This window comes from Streptomyces sp. NPDC054783 (genome assembly GCF_053611725.1).
Genome location: NZ_JBSHAY010000012.1, coordinates 48,953 through 73,249 on the forward strand (window position 1 = coordinate 48,953; position 24,297 = coordinate 73,249).

Annotated in this window: 22 protein-coding genes; 12 read left to right on the plus strand and 10 right to left on the minus strand. The window is 72.4% G+C overall.

Annotated features, from left to right (window positions below; all coding sequences use genetic code 11):
• Window positions 1-89: 89 nt before the first annotated feature.
• The 7 genes from ACWGJ5_RS21840 to ACWGJ5_RS21870 all read left to right on the plus strand — a co-directional run bounded on the left by ACWGJ5_RS21840 (window position 90) and on the right by ACWGJ5_RS21870 (window position 8,941).
• Window positions 90-932 carry a nitrilase-related carbon-nitrogen hydrolase gene (locus ACWGJ5_RS21840; protein WP_453311343.1) on the plus strand — a complete coding sequence of 281 codons (843 nt, stop codon included), beginning with the start codon at window positions 90-92 and terminating at the stop codon, window positions 930-932.
• A 29-nt stretch (window positions 933-961) separates the two neighbouring features.
• Window positions 962-2,212 carry an aspartate aminotransferase family protein gene (locus tag ACWGJ5_RS21845; RefSeq protein ID WP_453311501.1) on the plus strand — a complete coding sequence of 417 codons (1,251 nt, stop codon included), beginning with the start codon at window positions 962-964 and terminating at the stop codon, window positions 2,210-2,212.
• A gap of 17 nt (window positions 2,213-2,229) precedes the next feature.
• Complete coding sequence (locus tag ACWGJ5_RS21850; protein WP_453311344.1) at window positions 2,230-3,795, plus strand: PucR family transcriptional regulator; 1,566 nt, start codon at window positions 2,230-2,232, stop codon at window positions 3,793-3,795.
• A 155-nt stretch (window positions 3,796-3,950) separates the two neighbouring features.
• Window positions 3,951-4,793, plus strand: a complete 843-nt coding sequence (locus ACWGJ5_RS21855; protein ID WP_208897860.1) for a nitrilase-related carbon-nitrogen hydrolase — start codon at window positions 3,951-3,953, stop codon at window positions 4,791-4,793.
• Between the two features lie 25 nt (window positions 4,794-4,818).
• Window positions 4,819-6,261 carry a dihydropyrimidinase gene (hydA, locus tag ACWGJ5_RS21860; protein WP_453311345.1) on the plus strand — a complete coding sequence of 481 codons (1,443 nt, stop codon included), beginning with the start codon at window positions 4,819-4,821 and terminating at the stop codon, window positions 6,259-6,261.
• Between the two features lie 11 nt (window positions 6,262-6,272).
• Window positions 6,273-7,295 carry a TIGR03842 family LLM class F420-dependent oxidoreductase gene (locus ACWGJ5_RS21865; protein ID WP_453311346.1) on the plus strand — a complete coding sequence of 341 codons (1,023 nt, stop codon included), beginning with the start codon at window positions 6,273-6,275 and terminating at the stop codon, window positions 7,293-7,295.
• Window positions 7,296-7,411: 116 nt separating this feature from the next.
• Window positions 7,412-8,941, plus strand: coding sequence for an NCS1 family nucleobase:cation symporter-1 (locus tag ACWGJ5_RS21870; protein WP_453311347.1), 1,530 nt, complete (start codon window positions 7,412-7,414; stop codon window positions 8,939-8,941).
• 16 nt (window positions 8,942-8,957) lie between these two features.
• On the opposite strand, the gene ACWGJ5_RS21875 is transcribed toward ACWGJ5_RS21870, so the two are convergent.
• The 7 genes from ACWGJ5_RS21875 to ACWGJ5_RS21905 all read right to left on the minus strand — a co-directional run bounded on the left by ACWGJ5_RS21875 (window position 8,958) and on the right by ACWGJ5_RS21905 (window position 14,784).
• Window positions 8,958-9,650 carry a hypothetical protein gene (locus tag ACWGJ5_RS21875; protein ID WP_453311348.1) on the minus strand — a complete coding sequence of 231 codons (693 nt, stop codon included), beginning with the start codon at window positions 9,648-9,650 and terminating at the stop codon, window positions 8,958-8,960.
• 246 nt (window positions 9,651-9,896) lie between these two features.
• A complete protein-coding gene (locus tag ACWGJ5_RS21880) occupies window positions 9,897-10,433 on the minus strand; it encodes a hypothetical protein (protein ID WP_453311349.1) in 537 nt (178 codons plus the stop codon).
• A complete protein-coding gene (locus tag ACWGJ5_RS21885) occupies window positions 10,411-11,709 on the minus strand; it encodes a WXG100 family type VII secretion target (RefSeq protein ID WP_453311350.1) in 1,299 nt (432 codons plus the stop codon). The genes ACWGJ5_RS21880 and ACWGJ5_RS21885 overlap by 23 nt, the downstream gene beginning before the upstream one ends.
• Window positions 11,709-12,014 (minus strand): DUF6317 family protein, encoded by a 306-nt coding sequence (locus ACWGJ5_RS21890; protein WP_453311351.1) that lies wholly within the window; start codon window positions 12,012-12,014, stop codon window positions 11,709-11,711. Before ACWGJ5_RS21890 ends, ACWGJ5_RS21885 begins: the two co-directional genes overlap by 1 nt.
• Window positions 12,011-12,505, minus strand: a complete 495-nt coding sequence (locus ACWGJ5_RS21895; RefSeq protein ID WP_453311352.1) for an SAV_915 family protein — start codon at window positions 12,503-12,505, stop codon at window positions 12,011-12,013. Before ACWGJ5_RS21895 ends, ACWGJ5_RS21890 begins: the two co-directional genes overlap by 4 nt.
• A gap of 200 nt (window positions 12,506-12,705) precedes the next feature.
• Window positions 12,706-13,770 (minus strand): lipoate--protein ligase family protein, encoded by a 1,065-nt coding sequence (locus ACWGJ5_RS21900; RefSeq protein WP_453311502.1) that lies wholly within the window; start codon window positions 13,768-13,770, stop codon window positions 12,706-12,708.
• A 123-nt stretch (window positions 13,771-13,893) separates the two neighbouring features.
• The gene (locus ACWGJ5_RS21905; RefSeq protein ID WP_453311353.1) at window positions 13,894-14,784 is read right to left on the minus strand and encodes a helix-turn-helix transcriptional regulator; all 891 of its coding nucleotides are present in this window, start codon (window positions 14,782-14,784) and stop codon (window positions 13,894-13,896) included.
• A gap of 230 nt (window positions 14,785-15,014) precedes the next feature.
• On the opposite strand from ACWGJ5_RS21905, the gene ACWGJ5_RS21910 reads away from it, so the two are divergent.
• The 5 genes from ACWGJ5_RS21910 to ACWGJ5_RS21930 all read left to right on the plus strand — a co-directional run bounded on the left by ACWGJ5_RS21910 (window position 15,015) and on the right by ACWGJ5_RS21930 (window position 21,430).
• Window positions 15,015-16,184: an MFS transporter gene (locus ACWGJ5_RS21910; protein WP_453311354.1), complete on the plus strand. Its 1,170-nt coding sequence runs from the start codon at window positions 15,015-15,017 to the stop codon at window positions 16,182-16,184.
• Window positions 16,185-16,401: 217 nt separating this feature from the next.
• A complete protein-coding gene (locus ACWGJ5_RS21915) occupies window positions 16,402-18,219 on the plus strand; it encodes a gamma-glutamyltransferase family protein (RefSeq protein WP_453311355.1) in 1,818 nt (605 codons plus the stop codon).
• Window positions 18,220-18,310: 91 nt separating this feature from the next.
• On the plus strand, window positions 18,311-19,159 hold the full coding sequence (locus tag ACWGJ5_RS21920) for an inositol monophosphatase family protein (RefSeq protein WP_453311356.1): 849 nt from the start codon (window positions 18,311-18,313) through the stop codon (window positions 19,157-19,159).
• Window positions 19,160-19,502: 343 nt separating this feature from the next.
• Window positions 19,503-20,924: a phytoene desaturase family protein gene (locus ACWGJ5_RS21925; RefSeq protein WP_453311357.1), complete on the plus strand. Its 1,422-nt coding sequence runs from the start codon at window positions 19,503-19,505 to the stop codon at window positions 20,922-20,924.
• Window positions 20,921-21,430 (plus strand): O-acetyl-ADP-ribose deacetylase, encoded by a 510-nt coding sequence (locus ACWGJ5_RS21930; RefSeq protein ID WP_453311358.1) that lies wholly within the window; start codon window positions 20,921-20,923, stop codon window positions 21,428-21,430. Before ACWGJ5_RS21925 ends, ACWGJ5_RS21930 begins: the two co-directional genes overlap by 4 nt.
• Window positions 21,431-21,509: 79 nt before the next feature.
• On the opposite strand, the gene ACWGJ5_RS21935 is transcribed toward ACWGJ5_RS21930, so the two are convergent.
• From ACWGJ5_RS21935 to ACWGJ5_RS21945, 3 genes are all read right to left on the minus strand, one after another.
• The gene (locus tag ACWGJ5_RS21935; protein ID WP_453311503.1) at window positions 21,510-23,156 is read right to left on the minus strand and encodes an aminotransferase-like domain-containing protein; all 1,647 of its coding nucleotides are present in this window, start codon (window positions 23,154-23,156) and stop codon (window positions 21,510-21,512) included.
• 27 nt (window positions 23,157-23,183) lie between these two features.
• Window positions 23,184-23,894, minus strand: a complete 711-nt coding sequence (locus tag ACWGJ5_RS21940) for a B3/B4 domain-containing protein (RefSeq protein WP_453311359.1) — start codon at window positions 23,892-23,894, stop codon at window positions 23,184-23,186.
• A 79-nt stretch (window positions 23,895-23,973) separates the two neighbouring features.
• Window positions 23,974-24,243: a hypothetical protein gene (locus tag ACWGJ5_RS21945; RefSeq protein WP_453311360.1), complete on the minus strand. Its 270-nt coding sequence runs from the start codon at window positions 24,241-24,243 to the stop codon at window positions 23,974-23,976.
• Window positions 24,244-24,297 lie beyond the last annotated feature (54 nt).

The following is a 24,297-nucleotide window of genomic DNA, read 5'->3' on the forward strand; positions in this document are numbered from 1 at the left end:
GCAAGGGCCTCCCGGAGGCTTACGTTCGTCCCTCTACGGCCCCCTCTACGGGCGTAGAGGCTCTGACGGTCCCGTCGAAGGAGCAGCTCATGGCCAACGTCGTACGAGCCGCCCTGGTCCAGGCCACCTGGACCGGCGACACCGAGTCCATGGTGGCGAAACACGAGGAGCACGCCCGTGAGGCGGCCCGGCGGGGTGCCAGGGTCATCGGGTTCCAGGAAGTCTTCAACTCGCCCTACTTCTGCCAGGTCCAGGAGCCGGAGCACTACCGCTGGGCCGAGCCGGTGCCCGACGGGCCGACCGTGCGGCGGATGCAGGACCTCGCCCGCGAGACCGGCATGGTCGTCGTGGTCCCGGTCTTCGAGGTCGAGCAGTCCGGCTTCTACTACAACACCGCCGCCGTGATCGACGCCGACGGGACCTACCTCGGCAAGTACCGCAAGCACCACATCCCGCAGGTCAAGGGCTTCTGGGAGAAGTACTACTTCAAACCGGGCAACCTGGGCTGGCCCGTCTTCGACACCGCCGTGGGAAGGATCGGCGTCTACATCTGCTACGACCGGCACTTCCCGGAGGGCTGGCGCCAACTGGGGCTCAACGGTGCCCAGTTGGTCTACAACCCGTCGGCCACGCACCGCGGGCTGTCCGCCCATCTGTGGCAACTGGAGCAGCCCGCCGCCGCCGTCGCCAACGAGTACTTCGTCGCCGCCATCAACCGGGTCGGCCAGGAGGAGTACGGCGACAACGACTTCTACGGGACCAGTTACTTCGTCGATCCACGCGGGCAGTTCGTCGGCGAGGCCGCGAGCGACAAGTCCGAGGAACTCCTCGTCCGTGACCTCGACTTCGACCTGATCGAGGAAGTGCGGCAGCAGTGGGCCTTCTACCGCGACCGCCGCCCCGACGCCTACGAAGGGCTGGTGCAGCCGTGAACGACCTCTACTCCCGCCACCGCCAGGTCATGCCCGACTGGCTCGCCCTCTACTACGACGAGCCGATCGAGATCACCCACGGCGAGGGCCGCCATGTCTGGGACTCCGCCGGCAACAAGTACCTGGACTTCTTCGGCGGCATCCTGACGACCATGACCGCGCACGCGCTGCCCGAGGTGACCAAGGCGGTCAGTGAGCAGGCAGGGCGGATCATCCACTCCTCGACCCTCTACCTCAACCGGCCGATGGTCGAACTCGCCGAGCGCATCGCCAAGTTGAGCGGCATCCCGGACACCCGGGTCTTCTTCACCACCTCCGGCACCGAGGCCAACGACACCGCCCTGCTGCTCGCCACCGCCCACCGGCGCAGCAACACGATCCTGGCGATGCGCAACAGCTACCACGGGCGCTCCTTCAGCACCGTCGGTATCACCGGCAACCGCGGCTGGTCGCCGACCTCGCTGTCCCCGCTGCAGACCCTGTACGTCCACGGCGGCGTGCGCACCCGGGGCCCGTTCGCCGAGCTGGACGACCGCGCGTTCATCGACGCGTGTGTCGCCGACCTGAAGGACATCCTCGGCCACACCCGGCCGCCCGCCGCGCTGATCGCCGAGCCGATCCAGGGCGTCGGCGGCTTCACCTCCCCACCCGACGGGCTCTACGCCGCCTTCCGCGAGGTCCTGAAGGAGCACGGCGTCCTGTGGATCGCCGACGAGGTGCAGACCGGCTGGGGCCGCACCGGCGAGCACTTCTGGGGCTGGCAGGCGCACGCCCGCAGCGGCCCGCCGGACATCGTCACCTTCGCCAAGGGCATCGGCAACGGCGCCTCCATCGGCGGGGTGGTCGCCCGCGCCGAGATCATGAACTGCCTCGACGCCAACAGCATTTCGACCTTCGGCGGCACCCAGCTCACCATGGCGGCCGGTCTCGCCAACCTCACCTACCTCCTCGAACACGACCTCCAGGGCAACGCCCGCCGGGTCGGTGGCCTGCTCATCGAGCGGCTGCGGGCCGTCGCCGCCCAGCTGCCCGGCGTGCGCGAGGTGCGCGGGCGCGGCCTGATGATCGGCATCGAGCTGGTGAAGCCCGGCACCGACGAGGCCGATCCGCAGGCGGCCGCCGCCGTGCTGGAGGCGGCCCGCGAGGGCGGACTGCTCATCGGCAAGGGCGGCGGCCACAACACCAGCGCCCTGCGCATCGCCCCACCGCTGTCGCTCACCGTCGCGGAGGCCGAGGAGGGCGCGGCGATCCTGGAACGGGCGCTCAGGAGCATGTACTAGAGAACGGCGGTACGGTCATGACCACCACCTCGGAGACCCGATACGCCTGGGAGCCCGCCCTCTCCGTCCGCCAGGTGCTCACCCTGGAACGGGTGCTCGCCGGAGAACCCGAGGTGGTCGCGGGCGCCGGGCAGCTCGACCGGCCGGTGCGCTGGGTGCACGTCGCCGAGGCGGCCGACGTCGGGGTGATGCTCAGCGGCGGCGAGATGGTCCTCACCACCGGCGTGCTCCTGGCCGGCGACGAGGCCAAACAGGCCGAGTACATCCAGTCCCTGCACCGTGCGGAGGCCGCCGCCGTCGTGCTCGGCCTCGGGCGGGCCTTCCCGGCGCCGCCCGAGGTGATGCGGCGGGCCGCCGAGCGGTGCGGACTGCCGATGGTCGTCCTGCACCGGCCCTTCCCGTTCGCCGAGCTGACCGAGGAGGTCCAGTCCCGGCTCGTACGGCGGAAGTTCGCCGCCGTCAGCCTCTCGGAGACCGTACGGACCGAACTCACCTCCCTGATCACGGCCGGTGCGCCCCTGCAGCGGCTGCTCGACGAGGTCGCCCGGCACAGCGGCTGCCCCGTCGTGGTCACCAACCTCGCCCACCGCGTCCTCGCCACGGCGGGGGAGCGGTCCGCGGTGGACGACGTGCTGCGCGACTGGGAACGAATCGCCCGGCAGGCCGGAGCCGGCGCCGACGGCGGCTGGATCAGCGCCGAACTCGGCGGCCGCGGGGAACGCTGGGGCCGGCTGCTGCTGTGCGGCTACCGGGGCGACACGGCCACCGGGCGGCTGCTCGCCGACCGGGCCGCCGAGGCGCTGGTCCTGCACCGCATGCTCGGCGGCGGCGCCGCGCACTCCTGGGAGGAGGAGTCCGCGCAGGGCCTTCTCACCGACCTGCTCTCCGGTGTCGTACCGGCGTGCCGGCTGCTGCCCAGGGCACGCGCGGCCGGGCTGCCGGTCAACCGGCGCACCTTCGTCCCGCTCGTCGTCCTCGGCCGCGCTCCGGACGAACTCGACCGCGTGCTGCGCCTGTTGGGGATGTCCGGGCTGGTCGCCGAGCTCGACGACGGCCGGGCCGCCGTACTGCTCAGCCTCGCCCGCGACCAGGACGCCGAGGCCCTCACCGCCCACTTCGCGGCCCGGCTGCGCACCGCGTCACGGGCCGTGGTCGCCGCCAGCGCCCCCCGGACCGGCTGGGACGACGTGCCCGCCGGGCTGCGCGAGGCCCGGCATGTCGCCGACGCCGTCGCCGACTCCTCGGCCGCCCTCGACCTGCCGGCCGTGATCCGCCTCAAGGACGTCCATCTGCGCGGACTGGTCCGGCTGCTGCGCGACGACCCGCAGGTGCAGTCCTTCGCCGAGCGGGAGCTGGACGGGCTGCTGTGCGAGTCCGAACCGGAGCTGCTGAACGTCCTGCGGACCTATCTCGCCACCGGCCGCAACAAGTCCCGCACCGCCCAGCTCCACCATGTCTCCCGGCCCGCCCTCTACCGCCGTCTGGAGGCCATACAGGCCCGTCTCGGCGTCGACCTGGACGACTTCGAACAGGCGGCCTCCGTGCACATCGCGCTCCTCGCGCATGACGCGCAACAGGGGTGAAACATGCGACGACCTGCGAAAACGGCGGTGAAACATGGGATCCGGCACACGTGACACGGTGACACGCGCACGGCCCGCAGACGTGACACGCTGCCAGTCGAACGGCCCGCGCGGGCTTTCTACGCTCACGGCACACCGAGCTACCGGAGGTCCCGATGAGCCGAGTGATCCGTGCCGCCCTGTTCCAGACCGCGTGGACCGGCGACAAGGAATCCATGATCCAGGTCCACGAGCAGGCGGCCCGCGACGCGGCCGCGCAGGGCGCCCAAGTCCTCTGCTTCCAGGAGCTGTTCTACGGCCCCTATTTCTGCCAGGTCCAGGACAAGGCCTTCTACGAGTACGCCGAACGGATCCCCGAGGGCCCGACCGTCCAGCGCTTCCAGTCCCTCGCCCGCGAACTGGGCATCGTCCTGGTGCTGCCGATGTACGAGGAGGAGCAGCCGGGCGTGCTGTACAACACCGCGGCCGTGATCGACGCGGACGGCTCCTACCTCGGCAAGTACCGCAAGACCCACATTCCCCAAGTGCGGGGATTCTGGGAGAAGTTCTACTTCCGTCCGGGCAACAGCGGCTGGCCCGTCTTCGACACCGCCGTCGGCCGGATCGGGGTGTACATCTGCTACGACCGCCACTTCCCGGAGGGCTGGCGGGCGCTGGGTCTCGCCGGGGCCGAGATCGTCTTCAACCCCTCGGCCACCTCGCGCGGCCTGTCCCGCTACCTCTGGCAGCTGGAGCAGCCGGCGGCGGCCGTCGCCAACGAGTACTTCGTCGGCGCGATCAACCGGGTCGGCGTGGAGGACCTGGGCGACAACGACTTCTACGGCACGACCTACTTCGTGGACCCCGAGGCCCAGTTCGTCGGCGAGGTCGCGAGCGACAAGGAGACCGAACTCGTCGTACGGGACCTGGACCTGGCGAAACTCCGCGAGGTCCGCGACCGCTGGCAGTTCTACCGCGACCGGGCACCGGGGGCGTACACACCGCTGACCGCACCCTGACCGCACTGTTGACCGAGGGAGCAGCATGAGCAGCCGTACCGTCATCCGCGGTGGTCTCGTCATCACGGCGTCCGACGAGATCCACGCCGACGTGCTGATCGAGGACGGCCGCGTCGCCGCCCTCGTCGCCTCAGGCACCCCCGCCGCCGAGGCGTTCACCGCCGAGCGAAGCGAGATGGGGGCACCCCCGCCCGGAGGGTGGGGGAGGGTCATCGACGCCACCGGGAAGTACGTCATCCCGGGCGGCGTCGACGCGCACACCCACATGGAGCTGCCGTTCGGCGGCACCTTCGCCTCCGACACATTCGAGACCGGCACCCGCGCCGCCGCCTGGGGCGGTACGACGACGATCGTCGACTTCGCGGTACAGAGCGTCGGCCACACCCTGCGCGAGGGCCTGGACACCTGGCACGCCAAGGCCGAGGGCAACTGCGCGATCGACTACGCCTTCCACATGATCGTCTCCGATGTGAACCAGGAGACGCTCAAGGAGATGGACCTGTTGATCGAAGAAGGCGTCACGTCCTTCAAGCAGTTCATGGCCTACCCCGGCGTCTTCTACAGCGACGACGGACAGATCCTGCGCGCCATGCAGCGCTCCGCCGAGAACGGCGGGCTGATCATGATGCACGCCGAGAACGGCATCGCCATCGACGTCCTGGTCGAGCAGGCGCTCGCCCGGGGCGAGACCGACCCGCGCTACCACGGTGAGGTCCGCAAGGCCCTGCTGGAGGCCGAGGCCACCCACCGCGCCATCCGGCTCGCCCAGGTCGCGGGCGCCCCGCTGTACGTCGTGCACGTCTCGGCGACGGAGGCGGTCGCCGAGCTGGCGCGGGCCCGGGACGAGGGCCTGAACGTCTTCGGCGAGACCTGCCCGCAGTATCTGTTCCTGTCCACCGACAACCTCGCCGAGCCGGACTTCGAGGGCGCCAAGTACGTGTGCAGCACGCCGCTGAGGCCGAAGGAGCACCAGGCCGCACTCTGGAGGGGACTGCGCACCAACGACCTCCAGGTCGTCTCCACCGACCACTGCCCGTTCTGCTTCGCCGGCCAGAAGGAACTGGGCCGCGGCGACTTCTCCAGGATCCCCAACGGCCTGCCGGGCGTGGAGAACCGCATGGACCTGCTCCACCAGGCCGTCGTCGACGGACACATCTCCCGCCGCCGCTGGATCGAGATCGCCTGCGCGACCCCGGCCCGGATGTTCGGGCTGTACCCGAAGAAGGGCACCATCGCCCCCGGCGCCGACGCCGACATCGTGATCTACGACCCGCACGCCGAGCAGGTCATGTCGGCCGAGACCCACCACATGAACGTCGACTACTCGGCCTACGAGGGCAGGCGCACCACCGGCCGGGTCGAGACCGTGCTCTCGCGCGGCGAACCCGTCATCAGCGAGCGGGAGTACACCGGGCACGCCGGGCACGGCGCCTTCACCCCGCGCTCCACCTGTCAGTACCTCAACTAGGAGTGGCGCCCATGGACTTCGGACTCGTCCTGCAGACCGACCCACCGGCCTCCCGCGTCGTCAGCCTGATGAAACGGGCCGAGCGCAACGGGTTCACGTACGGCTGGACGTTCGACTCCGCCGTGCTCTGGCAGGAGCCGTTCGTGATCTACAGCCAGATCCTGGCCAATACCTCGAAGCTGAAGGTCGGCCCGATGGTCACCAACCCGGGCACCCGCACCTGGGAGGTCACCGCCTCCACCTTCGCCACCCTCAACGACATGTTCGGCAACCGCACCGTCTGCGGCATCGGCCGCGGCGACTCCGCGATGCGGGTCGCGGGCCGCAAACCCAACACACTCGCGCGCATCAGCGAGGCGATGAAGGTCATCCGGGCCCTCGGCCGGGGCGACTCCGCCGACCTCGGCGGCGGCACGGTCGTGAAGTTCCCGTGGATCAAGCCGGGCGCCCGACTCCCCGTCTGGATGGCCGCCTACGGCCCGAAGGCGCTGAAGATGACCGGCGAGGAGGCCGACGGGTTCATCCTCCAGCTGTCCGACCTGTATCTGACCGAGTACATGGTGAAGGCCGTCAAGGACGCCGCCGCAGCCGCCGGACGCGACCCGTCCGAGGTCACCATCTGCGTGGCGGCCCCCGCGTACGTCACCGCCGACGACTCGCCCGAGGCCCTCGCCCACGCCCGCGAGCAGTGCCGCTGGTTCGGCGGCATGGTCGGCAACCACGTCGCCGACCTCGTCGCCAAGTACGGCGAGCACTCCGCCCAGGTCCCCGACGCCCTCACCGACTACATCAAGGCACGGCAGGGCTACGACTACGCCCACCACGGGCGCAGCGGCAACCCGGACACCCAGTTCGTGCCGGACGAGATCGTCGACCGGTTCTGCGTCATCGGGCCGGCCGAGAAACACATCGAGAAGCTGACCGCGCTACGCGCGCTGGGCGTCGACCAGTTCGCGGTGTACGACATGCACGACGCGCAGGAGGCCACCATCGACGCCTACGGCACGCAGGTGATCCCGGCAGTCAACGCCTGAGCCGCCCCGTCGAGTTCACCCCCCACGCCCCTCTTGGTCTCCCCTCCCCGCCACCGGGGAGGGGGCTGGTGCCCGCACGGCCACTCCCGACCCACCTCACCCCGATTGGCCAGCCCATGACCGACACCGCTCCCACGGCCATACCCCTGTCCGGCCAAGTCACCCTCCCCGACGGGCGCGTGGAACTCGCTCCCGGCACCCCGCCGCCCAGTGGTCCGTACGCCAACGAGGACCTGCTCCCGGTCCCGGCCGAGAGACGCACCTGGACCACGTACAACTTCTCCGCCCTGTGGGTCGGCATGGCCCACAACACGGCCTCCTGGACGCTGGCCTCGGGCCTGATCGCCGTCGGCATGGACTGGAAGCAGGCGGTGTTCACCATCGCCCTCGCCAACCTGATCGTGCTGGTACCGATGCTGCTGACGGGGCACGCCGGCCCCAAGTACGGCATCCCCTTCCCGGTGTTCGCCCGAGCCTCCTTCGGGGTGCGCGGGGCCAACCTGCCCGCCGTCGTACGGGCGTTGGTGGCCTGCGGCTGGTTCGGCATCCAGACCTGGATCGGCGGCGAGGCGATCTACTTCCTCGCCGGGAAGCTGATCGGCGACAGCTGGTCGAACGCGGCCCACGTCGGTGGCTACGCCTGGACCATGTGGCTGTCGTTCGCGATCTTCTGGGCGATCCAGGTCGCGATCATCTACCGCGGCATGGACACCATCCGCCGCTTCGAGAACTGGGCCGCGCCCTTCGTGCTCGTCGGCGCCTTCGTGATGCTGTGGTGGATGAGCAGCAAGGCGGGCGGCGTCGGCCCGCTGTTCGACCAGCCCTCCAGGCTCGGCTGGGGCGGGGGCTTCTGGAAGATCTTCTGGCCCTCGTTGATGGGCATGATCGGCTTCTGGTCGACGCTGTCGCTGAACATCCCGGACTTCACCCGCTACGGCAGGAGCCAGAAGGCCCAGACCTGGGGCCAGGCCCTCGGCCTGCCGACGACCATGACCCTCTTCGCGTTCCTGTCCGTCCTGGTCACCTCCGGCTCCCAGGCGGTGTACGGCAAGCCGGTCTGGGACCCGGTCCAGCTGGCGGCGAAGACGGACAACGTGGCCGGACTGCTCTACGCGCTCGTGACGGTCCTGGTGGCCACCCTCTCCGTGAACATCGCCGCCAACCTGGTCTCCCCGGCGTTCGACTTCTCCAACGTGGCGCCCAGGAAGGTGAGTTTCCGCACCGGTGCCCTGATCACCGCGGTCCTCGCCGTCCTGATCTCCCCCTGGAAGCTGTACTCCGACCCGCAGGGCTACATCTTCACCTGGCTCGGCCTGGTCGGCGGGCTGCTCGGCACGGTCGCGGGCATCCTCGTCGCCGACTACTGGCTGCTGCGCCGCACCCGCCTGCACCTCGGCGACCTGTACCGCACCGGCGGCCGCTACTGGTACGCGGGCGGCTGGAACTGGCGCGCGGTCGTGGCCTTCCTGTCCGGCGGCGTCCTGGCGGTCGGCGGCGCCAGCTTCAAGCCCCTGATCGACGGCCGCCCCATCCCCGCCCTGTCCTCCCTGGCCGACTACGGCTGGGCGGTGGGCCTCGGCACCTCCCTGGTGCTCTACCTGGCCCTCACCCTGCTGACCGGCGGCCGCAGGGAGACCGCCGCGTAAGGGAGTCCGGGGGCGGTCAGCCGGACTGCGACTGCCCGCCCCCGAGCGCGCCCACCGCGGCCCGCGCCGCCTGGATGGCCCCCTTGTTGATCTCGTCCGTGCCGGGCGCCTTCTTCGTGTCGAAGTTGCTGCCGTTGTAGGTGACGATCACCAGGGCGTTGGACACCCGGACCATCACCACGCCCTCGCGCGTCTGCTGCTTGTCCTCCGTGGTGAGGTTGACGACGGAGTACGCGCTGTTCCCGAGCCCCGGCACGGCCCCGCCGCCGCTCTTCTCCTTCACCCGCTGCTCGTACTCCTGCGTCGTCTCCTGGTCCGACCCGCTGATCTCGAACGAGACGTCGAGCCAGCGGTAGTCGTAGCCCTTCAGCGCGTTCCAGGAACAGGTGCGGCGCAGTTTGGTGTCCGTGGACGGGATCTCCTTGCCGCTCGTCTTCGCCCCCGGCACCAGGGACTTGACGGTGGCCGCGGACACACTGGTGCAGGGCGAGGGCGCACTGCTGTACGCCTTCGCCGCCGCGGTGGACGACGGGCCGGTGGAGGAAGAAGAGGAAGAAGAGGACTGGCTGGACGAGCTCTGGGCCGTCTGGTGCCCGGCGGTCGCCGACGACGCCGCGGGCCCGGACGTCAGCGCCCAGCCGGCGCAGGCGAGCACCGCGACCGGCGAGATCCGCGCGGTGAGGGCGAGCGGCAGAGGAAGAGAACGCACGGCGCACTTCTCGGGTGGGGGAGGGGGTACGGAAGGGGTCCGCGGGGTGGGCGTGGGACGCCAGTGTCACACGAGTCCCTGTGGGGCGGAAGCGGAAACTCGCAGCGTGCCCGGCCGATCACGGCAGCGCGTTCACGACGTACCACTCTGCCCGTTTTTGCACCTCGAGCCGACGGCGGGCGCCGACTTCGCCGGTACCAGGTGGTGCCCAGCCCCGGCAGCGGCCCAGAGGGTTTCGCCTGCGCGTCATGGCCCGGTGGGGTGCGCCTCCAGCCAGCGGCGGGCGCCGACCTCGCTGGGGTACTCGCGGACGGTGAGCATGCCGGCGCTCCAGCCGACGGCGAACCCGGCCAGCGCCGGCAGGACGGGCGCCGCGAGTACCAGCAGACCGCGGCCGACGTAGGCCAGCCCCGCAGTGCGGCGGACCTCCCCGCTCTTGCGGCTGCGGAACTCGTCCGGCTCGGGCGGATCGAGGAGCTGCCCGCGATGCTGACGCCGCTGCACCACCCATCCCCAGGGCAGGGCCGCGCAGGCCCCGGCAACCTGCGCCCAGTCCCATACCGGGCGCACGCCCGACGGCAGCACCGTGCGGAACCCCGTGTAGAGCTCGACGGCGGCGAAGCACAGAAAGGCCAGCACCGCCAGCATCAGGACGGCCAGACGCACCCGCCGCAGCCAGTAGCCCGTGCCGCGCTCGTACCAGCTGGTGCCCAGCCCGTTGAGGGACGGGATCCGGGCGGGCACACGGGCGTCGGGGGCCTCAGAAGATGCTCGTGATGCCATGCCACACGTCCTCTCCGAGTCGTTTGAAGTCGCCCCCGGTCTTGGACAGTACGTGCCCCGTGCCGGTCAGCACGCCGCCGACCACCCCGTGATCGTGGATGTCCTCGCTCCAGTGCTCGTGGAGGGAGTGGTCGATGATGCCGGTCGCGCCGATCACGACGGCCCCGCCGACCCCGGCCGCCACGGCGACCGGCACATCGAACGGTGCGGCGGCCACGAGGCCCGCCGTGATGGCCGTGCCGGCGGCCAGGCCGGCGATGTTGGCGCCGCCGTCGGTCGCGATCGACCGCTGCCACGACCAGCCCGCGTCATGGTCACTGGACGCCTCCAGCAGCCCGCAGGCGCCGGCCGCGGCGACGTCGAGGACCGGGATCTCCTTCAGGAAGTCCGGCACCTTCTCCAGGCCCTCGCCCGCCCGCAGCAGGTCGGCGGCGTCGGCCAGCTTCACGTTCAGCGCACGGTCGTAGGGAAGTGCGGTGCTGCCGTTCTCGGCGCGGGCGATCGCGTTCTCCAGGTCGTCGACCTTGGTGAGCGCGTCGCGGTAGGCGCTCTTGGCGGGCAGGTCCTTGGGCAGTGCCTCGCCCGCCTTCTGGTACGCCTTGCGCTCCGCCCGGAGTTCCTTCTTGGCGGCCTGTGCCGCGTTCTTGGCGTCGTCGAGCTTCGCGTGGGCCTTCGCGCCGCCGGCTCGGGCGTCCTCGGCGTCGTACGCGTACAGGCCGCGGAGGTAGTCGGCGATGGTGACCTTGTCCCCGGTGGACGCCGCACCGTCCTTCGACGTCACCTGGTCGTACAGGCCCTGCAGCTGCTGCGCCGCCGTCAGCCGCGCGTGCTGGGCGGTGTGCAGGATTTCATCGCGCACCTTGGCGTAGTCGTTCATCGCGGAGATGGTCTTCTGGTCCGCCGCGCTCGGCGGGTCTGCCGTCATGATCGGCTGCGGCGCCCCCGTGGCGTCCGTCGCCACGCCCTTGCCGGCGGCGATGTGCTCCGCGTTCTGCAGGGACGTCTCGCAGGTCGACAGCGCGTCGGCGAGGGTTCCCAGGATCTCGCCCGCCTGATGCACCAGCTCGGCGAAGCCGCCGGCCGTGATCTGGTCCTCGCTCCACTTGCCGCGGAACGTCTGGGCCGCGTCGCCCTTCCAGCTCGCGTCACCCGCCAGCTTCTCGACGGCATTGCTGAGCGGCTTCACCACGCCGTCGAGCTTGTCCTTGGCGTTCTTGTACGTGTTGGCCATCGTGTGCAGGCCGCCGATGTCGCCGCCCACCCAGCTGTCGCCCATCAGTGCCAGTCCTCCGGGGTGAGGTCCTCGAAGAGGCCGTGGACGTCCACGTCGTGCCGGTGGAAGGAGTCACGCGCGTACGCGGCCTTGTCGCCGTGCTCGTCCAGCCGGTCCGCGAGGAGGATGTGCATGCTCTCGATGAGGTCGGCGACCTCCTTGATCGCGCTGTCCAGCCCCGGGTCGCCGCCGCTGACCACGGGCGGTGTCACGTCCGGTTTCAGTTTCCGGTAGTCGTCGGCCTGGTCGTGGAAGGTCTTCGCCAGCGTGGCGAGGTCGTCGTAGATGACCTTGAAGTCGGCCGTCACCGGCGTACCTCCCGTGCGTAGGCGGCCAGGTCCTCCGGCCGCCAGTTGGGTTCCTGGGGTGCGACCACCGGATCCAGCAGTACGGCGACGCCCTGTTCGTCCATGGCCTCGGCCAGGGGGCCGATCGAGGCGGCGACCCACGGCTGTGCCTCGCCGAGCGCCTCGACCAGCTTGTCCAGTGCGGTGAAGGCGAAGGCCACACTGCCGTGGGCCGGGTGGGCGAACAGCTCGCAGACGATGAACGGCACCCGTGCCGGGCGCCCGCTCGTCCCCGTCGACGCGACGGACCTCGGGTGTGCCGGGACGAACACCGGTGTGTGGTAGGGCGGCACACCCGGTTTGGGGCGGGGCCGGCCGTCCTCGGCCGCACTCGTAGGAGGTGCCGCCTCGACGAGGTCCATCAGGTGCGAACGACGTGTGTCCGGTTCCTGCCCCGAGGCAGCGCCTCCCGGCGGATCCGGCTCCACGAAATCGAGCAGGCGTGAACGCATCGGCGCCCCCATCGCCGTCACCTCTTCCCCGTGATTGCGTGGCCGATCGGACCCGACCACCGTAGCCAGCGGTCAAGGGGGCAAATCAGGCCATGTCGGGGCGAGAATGCGGGCGTACACAGAACCCATACGCCCGCTTGGCCGAGGCCAGAACAGCCCTTGACCCATTGCTGAACCAGGGCTTCCGGCCGGTCCGGCCGCTACGGCACCCGTGCCGTCCACTCCGCGGACGTGAACTTCGTCCGCGCCAGCTCCTCAGCGCGCGCCAGCTCCTCGTCCGTGATCTTGCCCGGCGTCAGGCCGTACCGCGCGCGGAACGACTCGATCATCCGGTCGATGACCGCCGCACGCGGCAGACCGGTCTGCCGCCGCAGCGGATCGACCCGCTTCTTCGCGGACCTCGTCCCCTTGTCGGACAGCTTCTCCCGCCCGATGCGCAGCACCTGGACCATCTTGTCGGCGTCGATGTCGTACGACATGGTCACGTGGTGCAGTACGGCGCCAGGGCCCCCGCCGGGACCGACGATCCGCTTCTGCGCCGCGCCCGCGACCTTGCCCTGCTCGGTCGCGATGTCGTTCAGCGGCTGATACCACGCCCGGATGCCCATGTCACCGAGCGCGCCCAGCACCCAGTCGTCCAGGTACGCATAGCTGTCCTGGAAGGACAGGCCCTGGACGAGGGACTCGGGCACCGACAGGGAGTAGGTGATGGTGTTGCCGGGCTCCACGAACATCGCGCCACCGCCGGAGATCCGCCGCACCACCTCGATGCCGTGCCGCGCGGCGCCCTCCGGGTCCACCTCGTTGCGCAGCGACTGGAAGCTGCCGATGATCACCGCCGGGGCGCCCCACTCCCACACCCTGAGGGTCGGCGGTCTCCGGCCCGCGGCGACCTCGGCGGTCAGCACCTCGTCCAGCGCCATGTGCAGCGCCGGCGGCTGCGCGCCCTCGTGGATCAGCTGCCAGTCGTAGTCCGTCCAGTCCGTGGCGTGCGCGAGGGCCCGGCGCACTGCGATCCCCACGGCCTCCGAGGTCAGCCCGTACATCACGGTCCCCGCGGGCAGCGCCGCCTCGATCCGTGCGGCCAGGTCCGTGGCGTCGGTGTCCGCCGGGGCGCCCTCCAGCGCACGGTTCACCGCGTCCAGTGCCTCGTCCGGCTCCAGGAAGAAGTCGCCCGCCACGCGCACGTGCCGCAGCACGCCCTCCACGACGTCCGTGTCCACGACGACGAGCTTGCCGCCGGGCACCTTGTACTCACCGTGCACTGCCTGGACCTCCGTCCCCGCCGCCTCCCGCACGGGATCAACGGTGGAGGAGGCCGCCGTGTTCCCCGGGCGAGGTGAGCCCCGCGGGGGCCGATGTCCCCGGAACGCCCGGGCACCCGGGGCTCATCCGCCTGTCTGCAGGCGGCGCAGGGCTTCCTCGGAGTCGCGGTCGTCGGGCAGGTAGGCCAGGAAGTGGTGACCGGGCTCGTCCACGGCGGCCAGCTTCACGTACCGAAGGCGCAGTTCGCCCACGGCCGGGTGCCGGAAACGGCGGACCGAGGGCTGGAATCCGGCTGTCTCCCGGCGCTCGTACCAGCGGGCCGCGTCGCCGTCTGACAGCAGCTCGCCGATGAGTTCGGCGAACCGCGGATCGTTGGATCGGCGAGCCGCCCGGGACCGGAACTGGCCGAGCAGGGCGCGGGCCTCGTGTTCCCAGTCGGCGAGCAGGGCGCGGGCCGGTGGCCAGCGGAACACCAGCCAGAGGAGGTTGCGCTGCTTGGGGTGCAGCCGTGCCGGGTCGGTCAGCAGCGCGGCGTACCCGGCGTTCCATGCCAGCAGGTCCCAGCACGGGTCGAGCACCACGGCGGGGTTTGGTGTCATGGACTGCACCAGGGTGAGCAGGTTGCGCGACACCCAGGTGGGGGCGTCGGTGGGCGGCCCGCTCTCCTCCATGAACGACAGGACGTGCGCGGTTTCCGCGGCGTCCAGCCGCAACACCCGCGACACCGCGCGCAGTACCTGCTCCGAGGTGCGCACCCGACCCTGCTCCAGCCACGTGTACCAGGAGACGCTGAGGCCGGCGAGCTGCGCGACCTCGGCGCGCCGCAGCCCCGGTGTCCGGCGGCCCGGGGCGTCCGACAGGCCCACGTCCTTCGGCGTCAGCCGTTCACGGCGGGACCGCAGGAAGGCCCCCAGCTCACGGCGGGGGGACTCGCCCGGCGGTGCCGGCGAGGAACCGTGGTCCGCAGTGGGCGGTGCGCAGGTGTCCAGGGGTGACAGCCTGCCGCGCGTCATGGTGCCTCTTCTCCGGACGGCGGGCGTCCCCCCGGTCGCGGGCGCCCTCTTGCGATGCTGCCGTCACCAGGCGCGATGCCGAACCGGCAGGCTGTGAGTGATGGTAATAGCCAGCGGTCTCCGCCCCGAGGGGCCCGGTGCTGAACTGGTGGCGGACCGCATCCGCCCAGGATCGGTCCGTCTCTGTCACCTGTTCTCGTCGAACCCGCTCGGAAGGGAGCGTCCACCCCGTGACCACCACCGCGTCGACACCGGTGACGGCCTTGCCCACGTCCTCCTTGCGGCTGTTGCGCACCGCTGGATTCGCCAGCAACTTCGACCGCTTCTGTATCGCGCCCATGCTGGTTCTGATCGGCCCCCGGCTCGGGGCCCCGCTCCCCACCGTGGTGCTGGCCGCGAGCGGCTACTACCTCACCTACGGGCTGATGCAGCCGGTGTGGGGAGTGGCCAGCGACCGGTGGGGGCGCGTCTGGGTGATGCGGGTGTCGCTCACCGGCGCGGCTCTGGCCGCGCTGGCCTCGGCTCTCGCTCCCGACGCTCCCGTGCTGATCGGGGCCCGCGCCCTGGCCGGCGCGTTCTTCGCCGCTTCCATCGCCGCCTCCTTGACGTACGTGGGCGACACGGTGCCCGCCGCGATACGGCAGCGCCCCCTGAGCGAGCTGATGACCGCGTTCGCGCTGGGCACCGCCGTGGCGACGGTCGTCGCCGGGGCGCTGGCGCACTACCTCGCGTGGCGTTTGGTGTTCGCGCTGCCCGGCATCCTCGCCGCCTACCTGGCGGTGGCCCTGCGCCGCCTGCCCGAGCCCGAGCGGGCCCCCTCCGGATCACTGCTGGCGCCCTTCCGCGTGGTCCTGTCCTCGCCGTGGCAGTGGTACGTGATGGCGGTGGCGATGCTGGAGGGGGCGGTGCTCCTCGGCTTCCTGACCTACCTGGCCCCGGCCCTGGAGGCGCGCGGAGTTCCCACCACCCTGGCCGGCGCGGTCGCGGCCCTGTACGGGGTCGGTTCCACGGCGGCGGCACAGGTCGTCAAGCGGCTCGTCGGGCAGTGGTCTCCGGCGGGCCTGATCGTGGCCGGTGGGGTGCAGATGGCTGTGGCATACCTGCTCGCCGGGTACAGCCAGTCCACCGGGACGCTCGTCGCGGTCGCCCTGCTCCTCGGGGGTGGCTGGTCCTTCATGCACTCCACGATCCAATCGTGGGCCACGGCGCTGTCCCCGACGGCCCGTGCGACCGGCGTGGCCATGTTCGGTGTTGCCCTGTACGTGGGCAGCGCCGTGGCCAGCGGGCTGGCGGCCTCCACCGCTCAGGCGCACGACTACCGGCCCCTGTTCTGGCTGGCGGCGCTCCTGACCGTGCCCCTGACGACGGCCGCGGCGGTGGGCCGGGCACGCTGTCGCTGAGGGGCGGTCCGGTACGTCGGCCGCGCAGGCCGTGACCCGAGAACGCGTCCGGAACGGGCGACCCGCCCCGGGAGGCTGCGTCGGACACCCGACGGCACCCGCGCGCCGCCGCGGTGCGCCGGCCGCGCCCGGTGATAGTGCCGCCGGGCGGCGCCTCGGTACTCTGCCGGCTGATCGAGCCGACCGGAGCCGAGCTCGAACTCCCCGGAGGTGAGGGATGCAATTCACCACCCGACCCACGCTTCAAGGATCCTTCGGCATGGTGTCCTCCACCCACTGGCTGGCCTCCCAGTCGGCGATGGCGGTCCTGGAGGACGGCGGCAACGCCTTCGACGCCGCCGTTGCCGGCGCGTTCGTGCTGCACGTGGTGGAGCCACACCTCAACGGGCCGGCCGGCGAGGTGCCGATCCTGCTCGCGCCGGCCGGCGGCGAGGTGCGCGTGCTGTGTGGTCAGGGCGTGGCCCCGGCCGGCGCCACCGTCGCCCACTACCGGGGCCTCGGACTGGACCTCGTACCCGGCACCGGACCGCTCGCGGCCGCCGTGCCCGGCGCCTTCGACGCCTGGCTGCTGCTCCTGCGCGACCACGGCACGAAGTCCCTGGAGGACGTGCTGAAGTACGCCGTCGGATACGCCGAGGACGGGCACCCGCCCGTGGAGAAGCTCGGCGCGACCGTGGAGACCGTACGGGAGCTGTTCGAGACCGAGTGGACCTCGTCGGCCGAGGTGTACCTGCCCGGCGGCCGGGCGCCCCGGCCCGGTGAACGCTTCCGCAACCCCGCGCTCGCCGCCACCTGGAAGCGGCTGCTGGCCGAGACCGCGGGCAGCGGGGACCGGGAGGCGCGGATCGACGCCGCGCGCCAGGTGTGGCGTGCCGGCTTCATCGCCGAGGCGCTCGTGCGGCAGGCCCGGCGGCCCACGACGGACACCAGCGGCGCACGGCACACCGGCACGCTCACCGAGGCCGACCTCGCCGGCTGGTCGGCCACCTACGAGACCCCGGTGACCTACGACTGGAACGGCTGGACCGTGTGCAAGGCGGGCCCCTGGAGCCAGGGCCCCGCCCTCCTCCAGCAGCTCGCCCTGCTCCCGCCCGAGCTCCCCGCCTACGGTTCCGCCGAGTACGTCCACCTGCTGATCGAGGGCTGCAAGCTCGCCATGGCCGACCGCGAGGCCTGGTACGGGGACGCGGCCGAGGTGCCGGTCGCCGAGCTGCTGTCGGACGACTACAACGCCGGACGGCGGGCCCTGGTCGGCGCCAAGGCCTCCTTCGAGCTGCGGCCCGGCAGCCCCGGCGGACGCACCGCGCGGCTGCCGGCGCAGGCGTGCGCGCGCGTGGAGACCGGCGACCGCGGCTTCGACCCGATGGGCGCCGGTGAACCGACGGTCGCGGAGCTCCCCGGCGAGCCGCAGGTGGCCGCCGACGGCACGACCCGCGGCGACACCTGCCACCTGGACGTCGTCGACCGCTGGGGCAACATGATCGCGGCAACGCCCAGCGGCGGCTGGCTGCAGTCCAACCCGGTCGTGCCCGAGCTGGGCTTCCCGCTCGGCACCCGCCTGCAGATGACCTGGCTGGAGGAGGGCCTGCCGAACTCCCTCACCCCCGGCCGCCGCCCGCGCACCACCCTCACCCCGTCCGTCGCGTTGCGCGACGGGGTGCCTGTCCTGGCGTTCGGTACGCCGGGCGGCGACCAGCAGGACCAGTGGCAGCTGCACTTCTTCCTCGCCGTCGCCCTGCGTGCCCCGGTCCGCGGCGGCCTCGACCTCCAGGGCGCGATCGACGCCCCGAACTGGCACAACGACAGTTTCCCCAGTTCCTTCTACCCGCGCGGCCGCCGCCCCGGCAGCGTCACCGTGGAGTCCCGCATGGACGCCGAGGTGGTCGAGGAACTGCAGCGGCGCGGCCACGACGTCACCGTCGGCCCCGCCTGGTCCGAGGGACGCCTGTGCGCGGTGGCCCGCGACCCGGAGACCGGCGTGCTCTCGGCGGCGGCGAACCCGCGCGGGCTGCAGGGGTACGCCGTCGGCCGCTGACTGATCATGCGGCACCTGTTCTTCATCCGGATTCCACCCGCCGTGTACCGGGCGGGCGGGGATTGTCAGTGGGACGTGCTCTCATGGAGGCATGATCGAAGCAATGACGGAAACCATCGAAGAGTTTCTCGCCCGCTGCTCGGCCGACGTGGAGGAGGCGGTCCGCAAGGCGGCCGCGGCCGAGATCCTGCCCCGCTTCCGCCGCCTGGCCGAGCACGAGGTGGACCAGAAGAGCGGCCCCCACGACCTGGTCACGGACGCCGACCGGCTCGCCGAGCTGCGGCTCACCGCGGACCTCGGCGCCCTGCTGCCCGGCTCGGTCGTCGTCGGCGAGGAGGCGGTGCACGCCGACCCGGCGACCTACGCCGCGCTCCAGGGCGAGGCACCGGTCTGGATCGTCGACCCGGTCGACGGCACCCGCCAGTTCGTGCACGGCGACGACGGGTTCTGCACCCTGGTCGCCCTCGCCCACCGCGGCGTCGTCCTCGCGTCCTGGACCTACGCCGCGGCGCGCGACCAGCTCGCCACCGCGGTCCGCGGCCAGGGCGCCTTCCTCGACGGCGAGCGGCTGTTCGCGGGCCCGCCCGTGCCCGGCCGGGACCTCGCCGTCGCCACGTCCCACCCGGACTACACCACCGACGAGCAGAAGCGCGCGCTGCGCGCCCTGTGGACCGACGGCCTCACCCCTCGCCCCTGCGGTTCGGCGGGCCTTGAGTATCTCGCCATCGCCCGGGGTGAGTTGGACGCCGTCGCCTTCTCCTGGGAGGCGGCCTGGGACCACGCGGCCGGCCTGCTCCTGGTCGAGGAGGCGGGCGGCACGCACCTCACCCGCGCCGGCGAGCCGTTCCGCGTGACCGGCGGCAACGCCCTGCCGTTCACCGCGGCCCGCGACACGGCGACGGCCCGCCGGGTGGTGGACCTGCTGCGCACGTCGGCCTGAAACGGCGAGGCGCCCCGCCCGGCCGGCGCTCATCGGCAGCAGCTGGTGGGCACGTCCGCAGTGGCGGACGGCCTGCAGGCCACGGTGGCTCTGTGGGCGCGGCGACGGCGACTTCCAAGGGTCGCGGGGCTGTGTCGATGTGCCGCTTCCGCCCGCGAAGGTGTCCGGTCACCCGGCCCCTGGCCACGGGGTCACCGGGCGCCCGGCCACCCAGCGTGCCCACAGCGCCACCCAGCGCTGACCCTCCGGTCATCCGGCCCCCGGCCACCCGGCCCGAGGGACTGTCAGTCCTCCGGCATATCCTGATCCTGAGTGGCCAATCGGCTGACGAAGGGGTCCTAAGGTGCCGTCGATGCTCGATGCGGTCGTGGTGGGTGCGGGACCGAACGGACTGACCGCTGCCGTGGAGCTGGCCCGCCGTGGCTTCTCCGTCGCGCTGTTCGAGGCGAAGTCCACCGTGGGCGGCGGCGCCCGCACCGAGGAACTGACCCTGCCCGGCTTCCGGCACGACCCGTGCTCGGCCGCCCACCCCCTGGGCGTCAACTCGCCGGCGTTCCGCGCCCTGCCCCTCGACCGCTACGGCCTCCAGTGGCTGCACTCCGAGCTGCCGATGGCACATCCCTTCCCCGACGGCACCGCGGCCGTGCTGTCCCGTTCGGTGGCCGAGACGGCCGCCTCCTTCGGACCACGGGACGCGGGCGCGTACCGCAGACTGATCGAGCCGTTCCTCGCCCACTGGGACACCCTTGTAGGGGACTTCATGTCCCTGCCACTGACCGCCCTGCCGCGCGACCCCGTCACCCTGGCCCGGTTCGGCCTGGCCGGGCTGCCGCCGTCCACCTGGCTGCTGCGCCGCTTCAAGGACGAGCGGGCCAAGGCCCTGTTCGCCGGACTGGTCGCCCATGTGATCGCACCGCTGAACGGCCTGGCCACCGGCGCCGTCGGCCTGGTCTTCGCCCTGTCCGCGCACGCCCGCGGCTGGCCGGTGCCCCGTGGCGGCTCCCAGGCCATCTCCGATGCGCTCGCCGCCTACCTGAAGGACCTGGGCGGCGCCGTGCACACCGACTACGAGGTCAAGCGTCTGGACGACCTGCCCCCCGCGCGGGCGTACGTCTTCGACACCTCGCCCACCGCGCTGGCCCGCATCGCCGGCTTCGGCGACCACTACGCGCACTACCGCTACGGCCCGAGCGTCTTCAAGATCGACTACGCGCTGGACGGCCCCGTGCCCTGGACCGCGCCCGAGGCCCGCACCGCCACGACCGTGCAGATCGGCGCGAGCAAGGACGAGATCTCCACCGCCCTGCGCGCCGCCTCCCGCGAGGGGCGTGCCCCCGCCCGACCGTTCCTGATCACCGTGCAGCCCAGCATCGTCGACCCGACCCGCGCCCCCGAGGGCAAGCAGGTCTTCTGGGCGTACGGCCATGTCCCGAGCGGCTGGTCCGGCGATCTCACCGACGCCATGGAACGCCAACTGGAGCGCTTCGCCCCCGGTTTCCGCGACCGCGTCCTCGCCCGCGCCGTCGCCGGCCCCGCCGAGCTGGCCGCCCACAACGCCAACTACGTCGGCGGCGACATCGCCTGCGGCGCGGCATCCGGACTCCAGCTGCTGCTGCGCCCCAGACTGTCCCTGTTCCCGTACCACACCCCCCATCCGGCCGTGTTCATCTGCTCCTCGGCCACGCCGCCGGGACCCGGCGTGCACGGTATGTCGGGGCACAACGCGGCCAAGGCCGTATGGCGAAGACTGAGGCAGCAGACATGACCACCATCACCCTCGTCCAGGGCGACATCACCCGGCAGAGCGCCGACGCGATCGTCAACGCGGCCAACTCCTCCCTCCTCGGCGGCGGCGGAGTCGACGGCGCGATCCACCGGCGCGGCGGCCCCGCCATCCTTCAGGAGTGCCGCGCCCTGCGTGCCTCCCTGTACGGCAAGGGCCTGCCCACCGGCCAGGCGGTCGCCACGACGGCCGGTGAACTCGACGCCCGCTGGGTCATCCACACGGTGGGCCCGGTGTACAGCCAGAGCGAGGACCGCTCCGACCTGCTCGCCTCCTGCTACCGCGAGTCCCTGAAGGCCGCCGACGAACTCGGCGCCCGCACGGTCGCGTTCCCGGCCGTCTCCACGGGCGTGTACCGGTGGCCGATGGAGGACGCGGCCCGGATCGCGGTGGAGACGGTCAGGAACACACCGACGGCTGTCGAGGAAGTGTGCTTCGTCCTCTTCGACGAGCGGGCGTACGACGCTTTCGCTCGCCAAGTCGGCTGAGCCGCACCTGCGGTTGGTCCGGCTCGGGCCCCACTGCGGGGCCTCCGTCCCGGCGGAGACGCGCCGCGAGGAGCCGCCGTCAGGACAGTTCGCGCAGTGTCCGGCCGAGCACCGCCACGCCCTCCGCGATGGCGCCCGGTGCGGTCGCCGCGTAGCCGAGGACAAGGCCCGGCGGGCCGGGCAACTGGCGGTGCCAGGACAGGGGTTGGCACTTCACGCCGCGCTCCAGCGCGGCGGCGGCCACCTCGGTGTCGGGTACGTCCGCGGCACAGGTGACCGTCAGATGCAGGCCCGCCGCGGCGCCGTGCACCCTCCCGCCGGGCAGATGCTCGGCGAGGGCGGCGATCATCGCGTCCCGGCGGGTGCGGTGCCGGCGCCGCAACAGCCGCAGGTGGCGTTCCAGTCCGCCCGAGTCCATCAGCCGGGCAAGAACCAGCTGCGGCAGCACCGCGTTGCCCAGGTCGTTGAAGCGCTTGGCGTCGATGAGAGCGGCGCGATGGCGGGGCGGGGCCAGCAGCCAGCCGATGCGCAGTGCCGGCGCGAGCAGCTTCGACACGCTGCCCATGTAGCACACCCGGTCGGCCAGCAGCGCCCGCAGTGCGGGGACCGGCGGGCGGTCGTAGCGGTGCTCGGCGTCGTAGTCGTCCTCCAGGATCAGCCCGCCGTCGCGGGCCCAGGCCAGCAGCTCACGCCGGCGCTCGCCGCTGGTCACCACGCCGGTCGGGAACTGGTGGGCGGGCGTGAGCAGCACGGCACGGGCGCCGGTCGCGCGCAGCGCGTCCACCCGCACGCCGTCGGCGTCGACCGGCACCGGCGGGGTCGTCAGGCCCCCGTTGTGCAGGTGCTGACGGGCGCCGAGCGAGCCCGGGTCCTCCACCGCGACGGCGTCGATGCCGTCCGCCCGCAGCACCGGGTGCAGCAGCGTGAGTGCCTGGGCGGTGCCCGCGACGATCAGCACCTCGTCCGGATCCGCCCGCACGCCCCGCATCCGCGCCAGCCACCCGGCGACGGCCCGCCGCAGCGCCGGGGCACCGCGGGGGTCGCCGTAGCCGAGGTGCTCGGCGGACAGCTCCGCCAGTACGGCGCGCTCGGCGCGCAGCCAGGCGGTACGCGGGAAGGTGGCGAGGTCCGGCTTTCCGGGAGTGAAGTCGACGGCGGCCGGGGCGTTGCGCAGCGCGTCGAAGACGTCGGCACCGGGGGCGTGGCAGAAGGGAGTTGCGGGCGGCCCACCGGAGGGCGGCGTGCCGGGGATGCGCCGGGACCGTGTGCCCGGCATGTCCGGCGACCAGGTCCCCGGCGGGGGCGTGCCGGGCGCCGCAGAGGTACCGGGGAGCGGCCTGCGGAGTGGGGCCCGCGCCGGTCCGCCGGGCGCCTCACTCCGCTCCCGGCTCCGGTGTCCGGACCCGGCGCCCGACGGACGGAACGGTGCCGCGACCACCACCGTGCCCCCGCGTCTGCGGCCCTCCACGTGGCCGTCCTCGGCGAGCCGGCGGTACGCCTCCGTGATCACCCCGCGCGAGACGCGCAGTTCGGCGGCCAGCACCCGGGTGGGCGGGAGCCTGCTGCCGACGGCCAGGCGACCGTCCGCTATCGCCTCCCGCAGCCGGCCGGCCAGCCACTCCGCCTTCCCGCCGACGGGCAGCTCCCCGGCCGCCAGCTGCAGGAAGTCCGAGCCCCGGCCCGGGAGTTCGCCCGCCACGGCACCCGTCCCTCGCTCCTCGTCCACCCTGCCGATGCCGTCATGCACCCGCGCTCAGCCGCCGAACGTGAAGTAGGGCGCCGGCCGGGTGAGCACGGCCGACTCCGTGACGGCTCCGACGGCTCCCCAGTGCGCCGCCACCTCCTCCTCGACCGTCTTCAGCAGCTCGGGCACGATCTCCGCGCCGCCGTGGTGCATGGCCTCCGCCACCACCAGCACCCGGCGGGTCTGCTCGCCGACCGACGAGTGGCCGCTCTGCCGGTGGGTCCAGCGCCGGGCGTGCGCCCGCCCAGCGGAGTCGACGAAGGTCACCTCGCCGGGCGCGGGACGCTCGACGCCCCCGCCGAACGCCGTGTACGTCTCGTCGCCCCCGGCCGGCCGCACCTCCAGCAGCGGACCGGCGATCCGGTCCACGTCCAGGACCGCCACCGGGATCGCGTACGCCACCGACAGCGCGTTGCACAGGTCGACCAGCGGATGGATGCGCGGCAGAGCCCCCTGCTTCCGCAGTCGGCGCAGCAGCGACTCCGAGGCACACCGGTACTGCGTCGGCTTCACCCCCAGCCGGCTGAACGCCCGCCGCCAGGCCAGTACTTCGGGGAACTCGCCCTCGGTGGTGCCGGCCAGCCGGGAGCGGGCACGGGCGGTGTACTCGGCGGCGCGCGGCCCGGTGTCCACGCCGGGGCCGACACCGGTGGCGTACAGCGCGCCGGAGGCCAGTTCGGGGAACGTGGCCCAGATGGTGTCCGCGTGCCGGAATCGCATGGTCAGGGACCTCCTCGGGTTCGGGAGCACCACTCTGCCGCTGTCATGGTCCGCTTGCCAGGGCCAAAGCCGTCCCGTGTCACCGGTCCATAACCGCGGCGCGGGCACCGGCTCCGCCCCCGGGAGCGGTGGACGACGTCTGGACGAGCAGCCCGTGCGCCATCGCGGGGACGTCCGGGTCGAGCGTGAACACGCTGCGGAACCGGACGCCAACGCCGAGCCGGTAGCCGTACGGGTTGGTCACCGAGGAGGCGGTCGCGGTCAGGCCGGCGGGCCGGACGAGCGCGGGCAGCGGCACCGGCAGGGTCAGCCGGTCGCCGCGGCGGCTCGCCCGGCGTACGGCGGGCACCCCGCAGCCGGCGGTACCACAGCAGGCCGAGGCCCGCCCCGCCTCCCGTGGTCA